Source organism: Micromonospora sp. NPDC049171 (genome assembly GCF_040648275.1).
In the GTDB taxonomy this organism is placed as follows: Bacteria; Actinomycetota; Actinomycetes; order Mycobacteriales; family Micromonosporaceae; genus Micromonospora.
Genome location: NZ_JBEZDJ010000006.1, coordinates 34,505 through 49,097, shown reverse-complemented (window position 1 = coordinate 49,097; position 14,593 = coordinate 34,505). Strand labels below are relative to the sequence as shown.

Annotated in this window: 14 protein-coding genes; all 14 read left to right on the top strand. The window is 71.7% G+C overall.

Going from position 1 to position 14,593, the window contains the following annotated elements:
• The first annotated feature begins 4 nt into the window (after positions 1-4).
• Positions 5-868: an aminoglycoside phosphotransferase family protein gene (locus AB0B14_RS09570; protein WP_357077819.1), complete on the top strand. Its 864-nt coding sequence runs from the start codon at positions 5-7 to the stop codon at positions 866-868.
• A gap of 275 nt (positions 869-1,143) precedes the next feature.
• Positions 1,144-2,556, top strand: coding sequence for an ammonium transporter (locus tag AB0B14_RS09565; RefSeq protein WP_357077822.1), 1,413 nt, complete (start codon positions 1,144-1,146; stop codon positions 2,554-2,556).
• 25 nt (positions 2,557-2,581) lie between these two features.
• A complete protein-coding gene (locus tag AB0B14_RS09560) occupies positions 2,582-2,920 on the top strand; it encodes a P-II family nitrogen regulator (protein ID WP_357077825.1) in 339 nt (112 codons plus the stop codon).
• 19 nt (positions 2,921-2,939) lie between these two features.
• A complete protein-coding gene (locus AB0B14_RS09555) occupies positions 2,940-5,270 on the top strand; it encodes a [protein-PII] uridylyltransferase (RefSeq protein WP_357077828.1) in 2,331 nt (776 codons plus the stop codon).
• A 360-nt stretch (positions 5,271-5,630) separates the two neighbouring features.
• A complete protein-coding gene (locus AB0B14_RS09550) occupies positions 5,631-6,782 on the top strand; it encodes a sensor histidine kinase (protein ID WP_357522151.1) in 1,152 nt (383 codons plus the stop codon).
• Complete coding sequence (locus tag AB0B14_RS09545; protein ID WP_357077833.1) at positions 6,779-7,435, top strand: response regulator transcription factor; 657 nt, start codon at positions 6,779-6,781, stop codon at positions 7,433-7,435. Before AB0B14_RS09550 ends, AB0B14_RS09545 begins: the two co-directional genes overlap by 4 nt.
• Before the next feature lie 123 nt (positions 7,436-7,558).
• Positions 7,559-9,118: a signal recognition particle protein gene (ffh, locus tag AB0B14_RS09540; RefSeq protein ID WP_357077836.1), complete on the top strand. Its 1,560-nt coding sequence runs from the start codon at positions 7,559-7,561 to the stop codon at positions 9,116-9,118.
• A 68-nt stretch (positions 9,119-9,186) separates the two neighbouring features.
• Positions 9,187-9,765 carry a Uma2 family endonuclease gene (locus tag AB0B14_RS09535; protein ID WP_357077839.1) on the top strand — a complete coding sequence of 193 codons (579 nt, stop codon included), beginning with the start codon at positions 9,187-9,189 and terminating at the stop codon, positions 9,763-9,765.
• Between the two features lie 18 nt (positions 9,766-9,783).
• Positions 9,784-10,863: an amidohydrolase family protein gene (locus tag AB0B14_RS09530; RefSeq protein WP_357522149.1), complete on the top strand. Its 1,080-nt coding sequence runs from the start codon at positions 9,784-9,786 to the stop codon at positions 10,861-10,863.
• A gap of 146 nt (positions 10,864-11,009) precedes the next feature.
• Positions 11,010-12,416 carry a proline--tRNA ligase gene (gene proS, locus AB0B14_RS09525; RefSeq protein WP_357077845.1) on the top strand — a complete coding sequence of 469 codons (1,407 nt, stop codon included), beginning with the start codon at positions 11,010-11,012 and terminating at the stop codon, positions 12,414-12,416.
• A gap of 37 nt (positions 12,417-12,453) precedes the next feature.
• Positions 12,454-13,074 carry a DUF402 domain-containing protein gene (locus AB0B14_RS09520; RefSeq protein WP_357522286.1) on the top strand — a complete coding sequence of 207 codons (621 nt, stop codon included), beginning with the start codon at positions 12,454-12,456 and terminating at the stop codon, positions 13,072-13,074.
• A gap of 229 nt (positions 13,075-13,303) precedes the next feature.
• On the top strand, positions 13,304-13,789 hold the full coding sequence (gene rpsP / locus AB0B14_RS09515) for a 30S ribosomal protein S16 (protein WP_357522147.1): 486 nt from the start codon (positions 13,304-13,306) through the stop codon (positions 13,787-13,789).
• A gap of 1 nt (position 13,790) precedes the next feature.
• The gene (locus AB0B14_RS09510) at positions 13,791-14,024 is read left to right on the top strand and encodes an RNA-binding protein (RefSeq protein ID WP_013284588.1); all 234 of its coding nucleotides are present in this window, start codon (positions 13,791-13,793) and stop codon (positions 14,022-14,024) included.
• Positions 14,024-14,584, top strand: a complete 561-nt coding sequence (gene rimM, locus AB0B14_RS09505) for a ribosome maturation factor RimM (RefSeq protein WP_357077851.1) — start codon at positions 14,024-14,026, stop codon at positions 14,582-14,584. Before AB0B14_RS09510 ends, rimM begins: the two co-directional genes overlap by 1 nt.
• Positions 14,585-14,593: the final 9 nt, after the last annotated feature.

Here is a 14,593-nt window from a genome sequence, read left to right as displayed (position 1 = left end):
TCGGGTGACCACCGACGATCGCGCGTACGCGGGCTGGCGCGAGCCCGGCCACCCCTCGCAGCGCCTCGGGAGACCGTACGTGACTTCGCAGGAGATCCCGCTGCACGGCGGCAACGTCAGCACCGTCGTCCGCGTCGGTGACACGGTCCGCCGCAACGCCGGGCCGTGGACACCGTCCGTGCACGCCCTGCTGCGGCATCTGGAGTACGTGGGCTTCACCGGCGCGCCCCGGGCGCTCGGAATGGACGAGCGCAACCGTGAGGTGTTGTCATACCTGGAGGGGGAGTGCGGGGAATATCCGCTCGCCCCGCACTGGGTGACCGACGAGGCGCTGGTCACCGTCGCCACGATGCTGCGGATGTTCCACGACGCGCAGTACGGGTTCACCCCGCCCCCGCAGGCGGTCTGGCGCTCGTTCGGGCCCCCACCACCGGACACCGAGGTGATCTGCCACCACGACGCCGCGCCGCACAACGTGATCTGGCGGCCGGACGGCACCCTCGGGCTGATCGACTTCGACCTCGCCTCGCCCGGCGCGCGGATCTACGACGTGGCGTACGCGGCCTGGACCTGGGTGCCGATCTTCGCGGACCGGGACTCGATCACGCTGGGCTGGAAGCACCCGGACCGGCCACGCCGGCTCCGGCTCTTCGCCGACGCGTACGGGCTGATCCCCCGGGACCGGCACCGGCTGATCCGGACCATCCGCAAACGGATCGTGGACCACGTCGAGGGGATCCGCCGGATGGCCGCCGCCGGTGAGCCGGCGTTCGTCCGGATCGTGCACAAGGGCCACCTGCGCCGGCCGATGCGCGATCTGCGGCTGCTCGACTACGAGCGGCACGCCCTGGAAAACGCCCTCCGCTGAGCGCGGACCGGTCGATGCTCGGTCGGTCCCGTCGATCGGACCGGTCGATGCGCCTGGCCGGTCAGCCATCGACGTACGCCGTCCGAACGATCCACCATTGTCCATGTCGATGACTGTGCGGACTTCGTGACACGTACGAAACAACCCGTCACGAATTGGAAACCCGCACGGGACCCTGGGTGAAACAGCCGGCCGCGAAGCTTCCGCGCAACCGGCCTACGGGCGACGCTGCCCCGGAAAGCCGCGAAGGAGGACTTCACCTTTAGGAGGCCAGCGTGCCTGAAGCACCGACGATCGACGGCGCCAATACCACGTGGCTGCTGGTTTCGACCGCGCTCGTGCTGCTCATGACCCCCGGACTGGCGCTGTTCTACGGCGGCCTCAACCGGGCCAAGGGCGTACTCAACATGATGATGATGAGCTTCTCCGCTATCGGGCTCATCTCTATTCTGTGGTGGTTCTACGGTTTCAGCGTCGCCTTCGGGACCGACGTGAACGGCTTCTGGGGTGACCCGGGCGCGTACCTCGGCACCAAGACCTTCCTCGCCGAGACCGACCTGTGGGGTGCCACGGCGGAGAACCCCAGCGGCATCGGGGTTCCGCTCTACGTGTTCATGGCCTTCCAGATGGTCTTCGCGGTGATCACCGTCGCGCTGATCAGTGGTGCCATCGCCGACCGGGCCAAGTTCGCCGGCTGGCTGCTGTTCGCCTTCGGTTGGGCCACGCTCGTCTACTTCCCGGTCGCGCACTGGGTGTGGGGCGGCGGCATCATCGGCGGTGACATCCACGCACTGGACTTCGCCGGTGGCACCGCGGTGCACATCAACGCCGGTGCGGCGGCCCTGGCCGTGGCACTGGTGCTCGGCAAGCGGCTCGGTTGGCCGCGCGAGGGCATGAAGCCGCACAACATCCCGCTTGTCGCGCTCGGTGCGGGTCTGCTGTGGTTCGGCTGGTTCGGCTTCAACGCCGGCTCGGAGCTGACCGTCGACTCGGTCGCCGGTCTCGCCTTCATCAACACCCAGCTCGCCACGGCGGCGGCGGTGCTCGGCTGGATCGCGGTCGAGTGGGTCAAGGACCGCAAGCCGACGATGGTCGGTGCCTCGTCCGGCGCCGTCGCCGGCCTGGTCGCCATCACCCCAGCCTGTGGCTTCATCGCACCGTGGGCGTCCGTCCTGCTCGGCATCGTCGCCGGTGTGGTGTGCGCGCTCGCCGTCAGCCTCAAGTACAAGCTGGGCTACGACGACTCGCTCGACGTGGTCGGCGTGCACTTCGTCGGTGGTTGGATCGGCTCGCTCTGGCTGGGCCTCTTCGCCACCAACTCGGTGAACGCCGCGATCACCGACGTGGTGGGTGGCTCCGACGGCCTCTTCTACGGCGGTGGCGCCACCCAGCTCGGGCGGCAGGCCCTCGCCGGCCTGATCGTGACCGCCTGGTCGTTCGGCATCGCCTGGGTGCTCGCCTTCGTTATCGAGAAGACGATCGGGTTCCGGGTGAAGGCCGAGGCCGAGGTCGAGGGCATCGACATCGGCGAGCACGCCGAGAGCAGCTACGACCTGTCCCCGGCCGGTGGCGGCACGGGCAGCGCGTTCGCGATGGCCGGCATCGGCACCCCCGGTGGCGGCACGACGAGTGGCGCCAAGCCGGAGGCGGAGCCCGCCGAGCCGGTAAGCGAAAAGGTCGCCGGTTAACGTTCCAGGGATGGAGGGGTTGGACATGAAACTGGTGACCGCGGTCATCAAGCCGTACCAGCTGGACGCGGTGAAGGAGGCCCTGCACGCCCTCGGCGTGGCCGGGCTGACCGTCAGCGAGGTTCAGGGGTACGGGCGGCAGAAGGGGCACACCGAGGTCTACCGGGGTGCCGAGTACACGGTCGAGTTCCTGCCCAAGATCCGGGTCGAGGTGCTCACCGACGAGATCGACGTGGACAAGGTGCTGGACGCCATCGTTGGGGCAGCCCGTACGGGCAAGATCGGTGACGGCAAGGTCTGGGTCACCGGTGTCGAAGAGGTCGTCCGGGTGCGTACCGGCGAACGCGGCCTCGACGCACTCTGATCTGGAGACCACGACTGACATGACCTCGTTGATCAAGAAGAACGCGTCAGGAAACACCGCTGGCGGTGACGCGAACCTCTTGGTCAACGAGGTCGTCGGCGTACCCGGGGGGATCGGGGAGGCGGCTCGGCTGGCCCGGGCCGCCGCGTACGACACCTTCCTGCGGGGGTTGCTGCCTCCGCGGGAGGGGGTCGCGCTGCTGGCCGTCGGGGGGCTGGGTCGGCGGCAGTGTGCTCCGTACAGCGATCTCGACCTGGTGCTGGTGCACGCCGGTGTGCCGGGCACCGACGAGTTGGCCGCCTCGATCTGGTATCCGATCTGGGACGCGGGGCTGCGGCTGGACCATTCGGTACGAACGGTCGCCGAGGCGCTCTCCGTCGCCCAGGACGACGTCAAGGTCGCCCTCGGGCTGCTCGACGCCCGGCTGGTCGTGGGTGACCAGGCTCTGGCCGACGCGCTGAGCCGCACCGCCGCCGATCACTGGCGGCGTACCGCCGTCCGTCACCTGACCGGCCTGCGGGAGATCACCACCGCGCGCTGGCAGGCCCACGGTGAGTTGGCGTTCCTGCTGGAGGGCGACCTCAAGGAGGCCGCCGGGGGACTGCGCGACGTGGGTCTGCTGCGGGCGATCTCCGCCGCCGGCATCACCGACGCGCTGCGTCCCGCCGTGCGCGCCGCCCACCTCCGCCTGCTGGACACCCGCGACGCTCTGCACCAGCAGGTCGGTCGCCGGGTCGACAGGTTGGTCGCCCAGGAACGCGCCGGGGTGGCCGCCCTGCTCGACCTGCGACAACTCCAGCCCGGCGCGTCTGACGCCGCGCGGCGGCCTGGAGCCGTCGTGGACGACGGCGACGCCCTGCTGCGCCGGGTCGCCGGTGACGCCCGCACGGTCAGCCACGCCCTGGACGACGCGTTCCGCGCCGCCGACCGGTTGCGCTCCGACCGGTCCCGAGGCGGCAACGGTCGCCCGACGCGTCGCCCGGTGGCCCGCGACGTGGTCGAGCACGACGGCGAGTTGGTGCTGGCCCGGACGGCGATCGGGGCACGCCCCGACCCGAGCCTGTCGCTGCGGATGGCGGCCGCGGCGGCCACGACCCGCCTCCCGATCGCCCGGGCCACCTGCGAGTGGCTGGCGGCCTACTGCCCGCCACTGCCCGCGCCCTGGCCGGCCGAGGCCCGGGCCGCGCTGATCACCCTGCTGGGCGCCGGGCCGGGTCTGGTGCCCGCCTGGGAGACCTGCGACAGGTACGGCCTGGTCGACGGCTGGCTGCCCGAGTGGACCCGGCTGCGCAGCCTGCCCCAGCACAATCCGGTGCACCGATACACCCTCGACCGGCATCTCGTGCAGGCCGCGCACGAGGCCAGCCGGCACGCCCGCGAGGTGGACCGCCCCGACCTGCTGCTCCTCGGTGCTCTCCTGCACGACATCGGCAAGGGCCTCCCCGGTGATCACAGCACCGTCGGTGTGCCACTGGCCCAGGCGGTGGCGACCCGGATCGGTCTGCCACCCAGCGAGGTCGAGTTGATCGGCACGCTTGTCCGTCTGCACCTGCTGCTGCCCGACGTGGCCACCCGCCGAGACCTGGCCGACCCGGTCACCATCGCCTCGGTGGCCGAAGCGGTCGGCGACACCGGCACCCTCGACCTGCTGCACGCGCTGGTCCGGGCCGACGCGGCGGCGACCGGGCCGGCTGCCTGGTCGGACTGGAAGGGCCGGCTCGTCGCCGAACTGGTCGCCCGGGTCCGTACCGCACTGGACACCGGCGTGCTGCCCGAGCCTCCGGCACCGGACCCGGAGCTGCTGGCCGGGCCGCTGCCGGTCGTCCACCTGACCGGGGACCGGGTGTCGGTCGCCGCGGCCGACCGGCGGGGCCTGCTCGCCACCGTCGCCGGCTGCCTGGCCCTGCACCGGCTGGAAGTGATCTCCGCGGACGCGTCGGTGGTCGACGGCCGTGCCCTGGTCGAGTGCCGGGTGCAACCCCGCTACGGCCTCCCGCCGGATCCGGTGCCACTCCGCGCCGACCTGCGCCGGGCGGTGGGCGGTGACGTGTCGGTCACCCAGCGACTGCGCGGCCGTGCGCTCGCCGCCCGGGGCAGCGGTGCCGCGCCCCGGGTGGTCTGGCACCGCGAGGCGGCCACCGACGCCGTGCTGCTGGAACTCCGCGCGGCCGACGCGGCCGGCCTGCTCTACCGGGTCACCTGCGCGCTCGACGAGGCGGGTGCCCTGGTCCGCGCGGCACGCATCTCCACTCTCGGCGCCGACGTGGTGGACGCCTTCTACCTGGTCGGCGGCTGGCCCGACGACGACACCCGAGCGCGCCTGGAGGCCGCGGTCCTCGCCGCCGTCTGATCCCACCGTCGCCGCGGCGCTGCGGTTGCGGTCCGCTGCGGCTCGTACCGCTTCGGTCCCGTCCGGTCGCTGTCCGTCGGAAGCTCCGACGGCGTGCTGCGCAGTCCGCTTGGCCGGAGCCTGCGCCAGCCCTCTCCAACTGAGCGTGATGACGGTGCGGCATCAAGATGCCGCACAGTCATCACGCTCGTGGCGGTATCCGCCTCCGACTGCGCGGTCTCGGAGCCTCGCAACCCCCCATCGCCAGGGTGAGCGCCGCGTGGTCCGGCGGTGAGGGCAAGCGGGTACGTCCGGGGGCGTAGGGACGGTGCCGCTCGTGGACGCACGTCGGGAGGGCTTGGCGCGGGCAGAATGACGGCCATGCGGTGGGACGGGCAGTGGGGGCGACAGGCGGCGGCGGATGCCGTGCTTGCCCTGGGGTTGCTCGGGTTCGGGCAACTCGCCACCGATCTGGCCGGGGACAACCAGCCGGGGTCGAGGCCGGTGGACGGGGTCTGCCGGGTGCTGATCGGGGTCGCCGCGCTCGCCCTGCTGGCCCGGCGGCGCGCCCCGGTCACCACCCTTGCCCTGGTCACCGCGGCCACCGCGACGTACCTGGTGCTCGGCTATCCGTACGGGCCTATCCTGCTCGCCTTCCTGGTCGCGGTGTACACGGTGGCGGTGCGGCTGCCGGTGCGTCCGGCGGCGCTCGCCGCGGGCGGCGCGTTCGTGGTGCTGCTGACGCATGTCTTCTGGTCCCGGGGTCCGGCCCCGGGCTGGACCGGAGTGCTCCCGGCGTCGGCCTGGGTGGCCGTACCGTTCGCGGTGGGGGTCGTGGTGCGGGTCAACCGCGAGGTGGCGGCGCGCAGCCGGGCCGAGGAGGCCCGCGCTCGTGCCGAGGAGACCCGGCGGCGGACCGACGAGGAGCGGTTGCGTATCGCGCAGGAGGTGCACGACGTGGTGGGGCACGGGTTGGCCGCGATCAGCATGCAGGCGGAGATCGCCCTGCATCTGCTGCCGAAACGGCCCGAGCAGGCGGAGACCGCGCTGACCGCGATCAGCCGGACCAGCCGTGAGGCGTTGGACGAACTCCGGGTCACCCTGGGCGCGGTCCGCAACGGTGCGGAGCGCGACCCGGTGCCCGGCCTGGCCCGGCTCCCGGCACTGCGCGACCGGCTCGCCGGCGCCGGGCTCGCCGTGCGGGTCCGGGTGGTCGGTGACCCCCGGGAGTTGCCCGCCGCGCTGGACCTGGCCGCCTACCGGGTGGTACAGGAGGCGCTGACGAACGTGCTGCGCCACGCGGGGGTGGCGAGTGCGGAGGTGACGGTGGACTACCGCGCCGACGAGGTGACCGTCGAGGTCGTTGATGAGGGGACCGGCGCCGGGGCGGCGCCGGCCGCCGACCAGGGCGGGCACGGTCTGGCCGGGATGCGGGAGCGGGTCGCCGCGCTGGGCGGGCGGTTGACCACCGGGCCGCACGCCGGTGGCGGCTTCCGGGTGTACGCCCGGCTGCCCGTGGAGCCGACCACGTGATCCGGGTGCTGATCGCCGACGACCAGGACCTGGTCCGCCTCGGTCTGTGCGCACTCGTGGAGAGCGAGGACGACCTGGCGTTGGCCGGCGAGGCCACCGACGGGCTGCGGGCGGTCGAGCTGGCGCGCCGGGAGCGACCGGACGTGGTGCTGATGGACATCCGGATGCCGGGCATCGACGGCATCGAGGCGACCCGGCGGATCGTCGCGGACCCCGACCTGACCGGTACGCGGGTGGTGGTGCTGACCACCTTCGAGTTGGACGAGTACGTCTTCGACGCGCTGCGGCACGGCGCGAGCGGGTTCCTCACCAAGGACACCCGGCCGACCGAGCTGCTGCGTGCGATCCGGTTGGTCGCCGAGGGGGAGGCGCTGTTGTCGCCGTCGGTGACCCGTCGGGTGGTGCGGGAGTTCGCCACCCGGCCGTCGCGGGTGCTTCGTCCGCACCCCCGACTGGACGCGCTGACCGACCGGGAGCGCCAGGTCGTGGGCCTGGTCGGTGACGGGCTGAACAACGAGGAGATCGCCACCCGGCTGGTGGTCAGCCCGGCAACCGCGCGGACCCACGTCAGCCGGGCGATGGGCAAGCTGGGAGCCCGGGACCGGGCCCAGCTCGTCGTCTTCGCGTACCAGTCGGGGTTGGTGTCGGAGTGACGGCCCGGCGGGCCGGGCCGGGCGACAGCGGCCCTGGGGCCGGGCGGTTACCCTTGCGGTGGCCGGACTCCGCAGTGCCGGCCGCGTTGTGCCCGCCGGAACACTGACAAACGGGATGTTCGCGTGTTTGACACCTTGAGTGACCGCCTGTCCGGGATCTTCACCAAGCTCCGCGGCAAGGGGCGGCTCACCGACGCCGACATCGACGCCACCGCGCGCGAGATCCGCCTCGCACTGCTGGAGGCGGACGTCGCGCTGCCGGTGGTCAAGGGCTTCATCGCGAACGTCAAGGAGCGGGCTCGCAGCTCCGAGGTCTCCGAGGCGCTCAACCCGGCCCAGCAGATCATCAAGATCGTCAACGAAGAGCTGATCACCGTGCTCGGCGGTGAGGGTCGGCGACTCCAGTTTGCCAAGCAGCCGCCGACGGTGATCATGCTGGCCGGCCTCCAGGGTTCCGGTAAGACCACCCTGGCCGGCAAGCTGGCCCGCTGGCTCAAGGCCCAGGGCCACCAGCCGCTGCTGGTCGCCGCCGACCTCCAGCGCCCCAACGCCGTCGGGCAGCTCCAGGTGCTCGGTGGCCGGGCCGGTGTCGAGGTGTACGCCCCGGAGCCCGGCAACGGCACCGGTGACCCGGTGCAGGTGGCCCGCGCCTCCATCGAGCACGCGAAGCGCGCTGCCCGCGACATCGTCATCGTCGACACCGCCGGCCGGCTCGGCATCGACGCCGAGATGATGCAGCAGGCCGCCGACATCCGTGATGCCGTCTCGCCGGACGAGGTCATCTTCGTCATCGACGCGATGGTCGGTCAGGATGCCGTGCGCACCGCCGAGGCGTTCCGCGACGGCGTCGGCATCACCGGTGTGGTGCTCTCCAAGCTCGACGGCGACGCCCGTGGTGGTGCCGCGCTCTCCGTGCGCGAGGTGACCGGGCAGCCGATCCTGTTCGCCTCCACCGGTGAGAAGTTGGAGGACTTCGACGTCTTCCACCCCGACCGGATGGCCAGCCGGATCCTCGGCATGGGCGACGTCCTCACTCTGATCGAGCAGGCCGAGCAGGCCTTCGACTCCGATCAGAAGGAGAAGATGACCGCCAAGCTGATGGGCGGCGAGCAGTTCACCCTCGACGACTTCCTCGACCAGCTCATCGCGGTGCGGCGGATGGGCCCGATCGCCAACGTGCTGGCCATGATGCCGGGCATGGGGCAGATGAAGGACCAGCTCGCCGAGCTGGACGACAGCCACTTCGACCGGGTCACCGCGATCATCCGGTCGATGACCCCGGGCGAGCGCACCAACCCGAAGATCATCAACGGCTCCCGCCGGGCGCGTATCGCCAACGGCTCCGGGGTCACCGTGATGGACGTCAACCAGTTGCTCAACCGCTTCGCCGACGCGCAGAAGATGATGAAGCAGATGGGCGGCATGATGGGCCTGCCCGGCGGTGGCCGGCGCAAGGCGACCAAGAGCCCGAAGAACAAGCGCAAGGGCACCAAGGGTGGCGGTCGTCCGCGTACCGGCGCCGGTGCCGGGATGCCCGCCGGCTTCCCGGGCGGCATGCCGCAGCTCCCGCCGGGAATGGACCCGAACGACCTCGCCGGTGGCCAGGGCCTGCCGCCCGGCTTCAAGCTCCCGAAGATCGACTTCAACAAGCTCGGCAAGGGCGGCGACAAGGGCCCGCGCTGAGGCGTGTCGGTGACGGCGGGCGACGTCGTCCTTGCTTAGGGTGATGTCGCCCCCTGGAAGGAGATGTCATGACCGCGGCCCCGATCCTGCCCGAACGGCACGAGTGGACGGTCGACGACCTCGGTGAGCTGCCGAAGGACCTTCCGTACGAACTGATCAACGGAAGGTTGATCGTGCCGTCCCCCACCCCGCTGCACCAGTTCGTCTGCGGTCGGGTCATGTTCGCTCTGGAACTGGCCTGCCCGGACGACTTCTTCGTCAGCATGGACCAGTCGCTGTCGATCGACCGCCGTAACGAGCCACGGCCGGACGTGGTGGTCATCCGGGTCGAGCAGGCTAACCGATCACCCGTGCCGGTGCAGGACGCGCTGCTCGCGGTCGAGGTGATCTCGCCCGACTCCACGATTCGTGATCGGCACGAGAAGGTCCGTGTCTACGCCAACGCGGGCGTCGCCGCGTACTGGGTAATCGACCCGTTACGGGAGAAGATCACCTTTACCGAGCTGCTGCTCAGCCCCAAGGGCGGCTACGAACCCAGCGTGGAGACCGACGGTCTCGTCACGATCGACCGCCCGTGGAAGGTCACACTCGACCTGCCGGCGTGGACGCGTCGTCGGCAGGAGGTCCTCGCCCGGACGAAAAGGTGATCGGGTAGGACTGTGCGCATGGCTCTTCACGTGCGCGGTGTCCTGCTCCCCGACGACGAGGTCCGGGATCTCTGGCTGGTCGGCGACCGGGTGACGTTCACCCCGGTGCCCGGTGCGGAGACGGTCGTGGACGACGGTTTCGTGCTGCCGGGGCTCGTCGACGCGCACTGCCACATCGGCATCGCCCGAGGTGGCGCCCCGATCACCTCACTCGACCAGGCCCGCGAGCTGGCCCACCTCGACCGGGACGCCGGGGTGCTGGCGATCCGCGACGCCGGCTCGCCCTACCCGTACCCCGAACTGGACGACGAGCCGGGCCTGCCGCGACTGGCCCGCGCGGGCCGGCATGTCGCCCCACCGAAGCGCTACCTGCGTGACATCGGCGTGGAGGTCGACGCGACCGAGGTGGCCGCGACTGTCGCCGCGCAGGCACGGGCCGGCAACGGCTGGGTCAAGCTGGTCGGCGACTGGATCGACCGGGGCGTGGGCGACCTGGCCCCGGCCTGGGACGCGGACACCCTCACCGCCGCCGTGGCAGCGGCGCACCACGCCGGCGTACGCGCCGCGGTGCACACCTTCTCCGAGTCGGCCGTCGAGATCATGGTGCGGGCCGGCGTCGACTCGGTGGAGCACGGCACCGGCCTGAGCCTCGACCTGATCGACGAGATGGCCCGCCAGGGCACCGCCCTGGTCCCCACAATGATCAACATTGCCACCTTCGGGGGCATCGCGGAGCAGGCGCGGGCCAAGTTCCCCGGGTACGCCGAGCACATGCTCGCGCTGCGCGACGGCTTCCCCGAGGTGGTGCGTGCCGCGCACGAGGCGGGTGTGCCGATCTACGTGGGCACCGACGCCGGCGGCGGCATCGACCACGGGCTGGCCGCCGAGGAGATGCTGCTGCTGCACGAACGGGCCGGCATGGCACCGATCGACGTACTCGCCGCCGCCTCCTGGGGCGCCCGCGAATGGCTCGGCTTCCCCGGCCTGGTCGAGGGCGGCCTCGCCGACCTCACCGTCTACCCCGAGGACCCCCGCGGCGACCTGCGTGTGGTCCGCGCCCCGTCCCGCACGATCCTGCGCGGCCACGTGGTCCGCTGACCCCCGCAATCGCCCCGGCCGGGGGCCTCGGGCTCGCGGGTGGTGGCCGCTCCGGTGTGCGGGTTGAGGAAGGTCGGGACGGCAGATGTCGACGATGCCGCGCCCGAGCGCACCGCCCCGGCGAGCGGCGCATAGGATATGCGGTCATGGCTCGCGTGCTCACTCCCCGTGCGGAGGATTTTCCCCGCTGGTACCAGGACCTGATCGCCAAGGCGAAGCTGGCCGACAACGGCCCGGTCCGCGGCACCATGGTCATCCGCCCGGCCGGCTACGCCATCTGGGAGCGGATGCAGGCCGAGATGGACGCCCGGATCAAGGCGGCGGGTGCGGAGAACGCGTACTTCCCGCTCTTCATCCCGGAGAGCTACCTGAAGCGCGAGGCCCAGCACGTCGAGGGCTTCTCGCCGGAGCTGGCGGTCGTCACCCACGGGGGCGGCAAGCCCCTCGCCGAGCCGGTGGTGGTGCGTCCCACCAGCGAGACGGTGATCGGCGAGTTCATGGCCAAGTGGATCGACTCGTACCGGGACCTGCCGCTGCTGCTCAACCAGTGGGCGAACGTGGTCCGGTGGGAGCTGCGTCCGCGGATCTTCCTGCGGACCAGTGAGTTCCTCTGGCAGGAGGGGCACACCGCGCACGCCACCCGCGAGGACGCCCGGGCGTACGCGCGGCGGATCCTGCACGAGGCGTACGAGGACCTGATGGTCAACGTGATCGGCATTCCGGTCGTGGTGGGCCTGAAGACGACCCGTGAGCGGTTCGCCGGGGCGACGGCCACGTACACCTGTGAAGGCATGATGGGCGACGGCAAGGCGCTTCAGCTGGGCACCAGCCACGAGCTGGGGCAGAACTTCGCCAAGGCGTTCGACATCAGCTACTCCTCCAAGGAGGGCGGCCGGGAGCACGCCTGGACCACCTCCTGGGGCACGTCCACCCGGATGCTCGGTGGCCTGATCATGGCGCACGGCGACGACAATGGCCTGCGCGTGCCGCCGAGGCTGGCCCCGATCCAGGCGTACGTCATGATCGTCAAGGACGGCGAGGGCGTCGCGGAGGCGGCGGCCAAGCTGCACGACGGCCTGCGCGACGCCGGTGTCCGGGTCGCGCTCGACGACCGGACCGACACCCCGTTCGGCCGCCGGGCCGTCGACGCCGAGCTGCGTGGTTATCCGGTACGCGTCGAGGTCGGCCCCCGTGACCTGGCCGTCGGCAACGCGACTGTGGTGCGCCGCACCGACGGGTCGAAGACCCCGACTCCGGTGGCCGACGTGGTCGCCGCGGTGCTGGCCGCCCTGGAGACCGATCAGCAGGTGCTGCACGACCAGGCGCTGGCCAATCGCGAGTCGCGCACGGTGGAGGTGGCCTCCCTGGCCGAGGCGATCGAGGCCGCCGCGACCGGTTGGGCCCGGGTGCCGTGGTCGGCGGTCGGCGTGGCCGGCGAGGCCGAGGCGAACGGCCAGGGCGTCACCGTACGCTGCCTGCTGCGCGCCGACGGTTCGGTGCCGGACTCCGAGGACGAGCCCGACCTGGTCGCCATCCTCGCCCGCGCCTACTGAGGTGCTCGTCGACCGGTTCCAGCCGGGTCGGCTGATCATGCACCGCAACGTGCGGCACGGTCGGATCGGTTGGGTCCGGCCGGGCCGCGTGGTCAGCGACGACGAGCGGGGTCTGCTGGTGTGGATCGCCCGGGACTCGCCGGTGGCCCACGAGGTGACCGAGGCGGGGCTGGGGATGCGGGCGATGCCGTTCGCCAGGTGGATCTCGTCGTCGTACCGGCTGGCGCACGGGCGTTGGGACGGCCCGCCGCTGTTGAAGTTCCTGCCCACCGGGGCGGCGCACTCCGTCTGGTGGTTCCGCGACGCGCGGGGGCGGTTCGCCAACTGGTACGTCAACCTGGAGGAGCCCGGTGTCCGCTGGGACGACGGCCCGGTGGCCGGTGTCGACGTGGTGGACCAGGACCTGGACGTGGTGGTGCGTCCGGACCTCAGTTGGGACTGGAAGGACGAGGACGAGTTCGTCGAGCGGCTCGCCTTCGGTGCCGACTACTGGGTGACCGACGAGAAGGCGGTCCGCGCGGAGGGGGAGCGGGTGATCGCGCTGGCCGAGGCCGGCGAGTTCCCGTTCGACGGCACCTGGTGCGACTTCACCCCACCGGCAGATTGGGACGTACCGGACGAATTGCCGCCGGGGTGGGACCGTCCGCCGGTGCGCTGAGAGGTGTTCCGGGTCACCGCCGGCGCGGTGTCCGGGTCCGATGCGGGAGATCGGCGTCGGGTCTGGCAGAATAGGTCGCTGGTATCCGGCGCGCGTCCGGCGCCCTCTAACCCGGGCACGTCGCTAGTCCACCGAGTAGTCTCCGGCCCAACCCCACGGGTCCGGTCGGCGCTCACCCATGCACACCGCCCATACGGGCCGGTGAGATCGCAACAGGAGCGAAACAACTGTGGCCGTAAAGATCCGGCTCCTGCGGATGGGCAAGATCCGCAACCCGCAGTACCGCATCGTCATCGCCGACTCGCGCACCAAGCGCGACGGCCGGGCGATCGAGTTCGTCGGGATTTACCAGCCCAAGGAAGACCCTTCGATCATCGAGGTCAAGTCGGAGCGGGTCCAGTACTGGCTGTCCGTCGGCGCTCAGCCGAGCGAGGCGGTGCAGCGGCTGCTGGAGCTGACCGGTGACTGGCAGAAGTACAAGGGCCTGCCGGCCCCGCCGCCGCTCCTGGTCGCCCCCGAGCGGGCCGACCGCAAGGCGGCGTACGAGGCTGAGGCGAAGGCCGCCGCCGGGCTCGCCCCGGAGACCCCGGCCAAGCCGGCCAAGAAGGCCGCCAAGGCCGCCGAGGCTCCGAAGACCGAGGCCGCGGCCGAGGCGCCGAAGACCGAGGCTCCGGCCGAGGCCCCGGCCGCTGCCGACGCTGGTGAGCAGGCCTGACATGCCTCTGCGTCCGGCGTTGGAGCACCTGGTCAAGGGCATCGTCGACCACCCGGACGACGTCCGGGTGCGGATGGTCGATTCCCGTCGGGGTAAGCGGCTCGAAGTCCGCGTGCACCCCGAGGACCTCGGCACTGTGATCGGTCGGTCCGGTCGGACCGCCAAGGCGCTGCGCCAGGTGATCGGCTCCATCGGCGGGCGCGGAGTACGCGTCGACATCGTCGACTCGTACTGATGCAGCTCGTCGTCGGAAGGATCGGCAAGCCGCACGGTGTCCGCGGTGAGGTCACCGTGGAGGTGCGGACCGACGAGCCCGAAGCACGGTTCGCCCCGGGGACGGTGCTGCGCACCGAACCCGGGGCGACACCCCCGGCTCCCGCCACGGCGGACGAGCCCGGGGTGCCGTTCCGGCTTCCCGCGGAGCTGACCATCGAGGAGGCCCGCTTCCACCAGGGTCGGGTGCTCATCGCGTTCGAGGGAATCCTGGACCGCAACACCGCCGAGGCGCTGCGCGGCACCCTGCTCGTGGTCGACAGCGCCGACGTGACCCCGCCGGACGATCCGGAGGAGTTCCACGACCACCAGTTGGTCGGCCTGGCCGTGGTGACCCCGGCGGGCGAACGACTGGGTGAGGTCGCCCGGATCGACCACGCGCCCTCCTCGGACCTGCTGGTGTTGCGGCGCCCCGAGGGGCGTACCGCGCTGATCCCGTTCGTCCGGGCGATCGTTCCGGAGGTCGACATCGCCGGCGGCCGTGTGATCGTCGACCCGCCGGCCGGCCTGCTCGACCTTTAGGACCGCCCC

Coding starts and splice junctions, on each gene's coding strand:
- AB0B14_RS09560 (WP_357077825.1), top strand. CDS start 2,582: ATGAAACTGGTGACCGCGGTCATCAAGCCGTACCAGCTGGACGCGGTG.
- AB0B14_RS09555 (WP_357077828.1), top strand. CDS start 2,940: ATGACCTCGTTGATCAAGAAGAACGCGTCAGGAAACACCGCTGGCGGT.
- AB0B14_RS09550 (WP_357522151.1), top strand. CDS start 5,631: ATGCGGTGGGACGGGCAGTGGGGGCGACAGGCGGCGGCGGATGCCGTG.
- AB0B14_RS09535 (WP_357077839.1), top strand. CDS start 9,187: ATGACCGCGGCCCCGATCCTGCCCGAACGGCACGAGTGGACGGTCGAC.
- AB0B14_RS09530 (WP_357522149.1), top strand. CDS start 9,784: ATGGCTCTTCACGTGCGCGGTGTCCTGCTCCCCGACGACGAGGTCCGG.
- proS (WP_357077845.1), top strand. CDS start 11,010: ATGGCTCGCGTGCTCACTCCCCGTGCGGAGGATTTTCCCCGCTGGTAC.
- AB0B14_RS09520 (WP_357522286.1), top strand. CDS start 12,454: ATGCACCGCAACGTGCGGCACGGTCGGATCGGTTGGGTCCGGCCGGGC.
- AB0B14_RS09510 (WP_013284588.1), top strand. CDS start 13,791: ATGCCTCTGCGTCCGGCGTTGGAGCACCTGGTCAAGGGCATCGTCGAC.
- rimM (WP_357077851.1), top strand. CDS start 14,024: ATGCAGCTCGTCGTCGGAAGGATCGGCAAGCCGCACGGTGTCCGCGGT.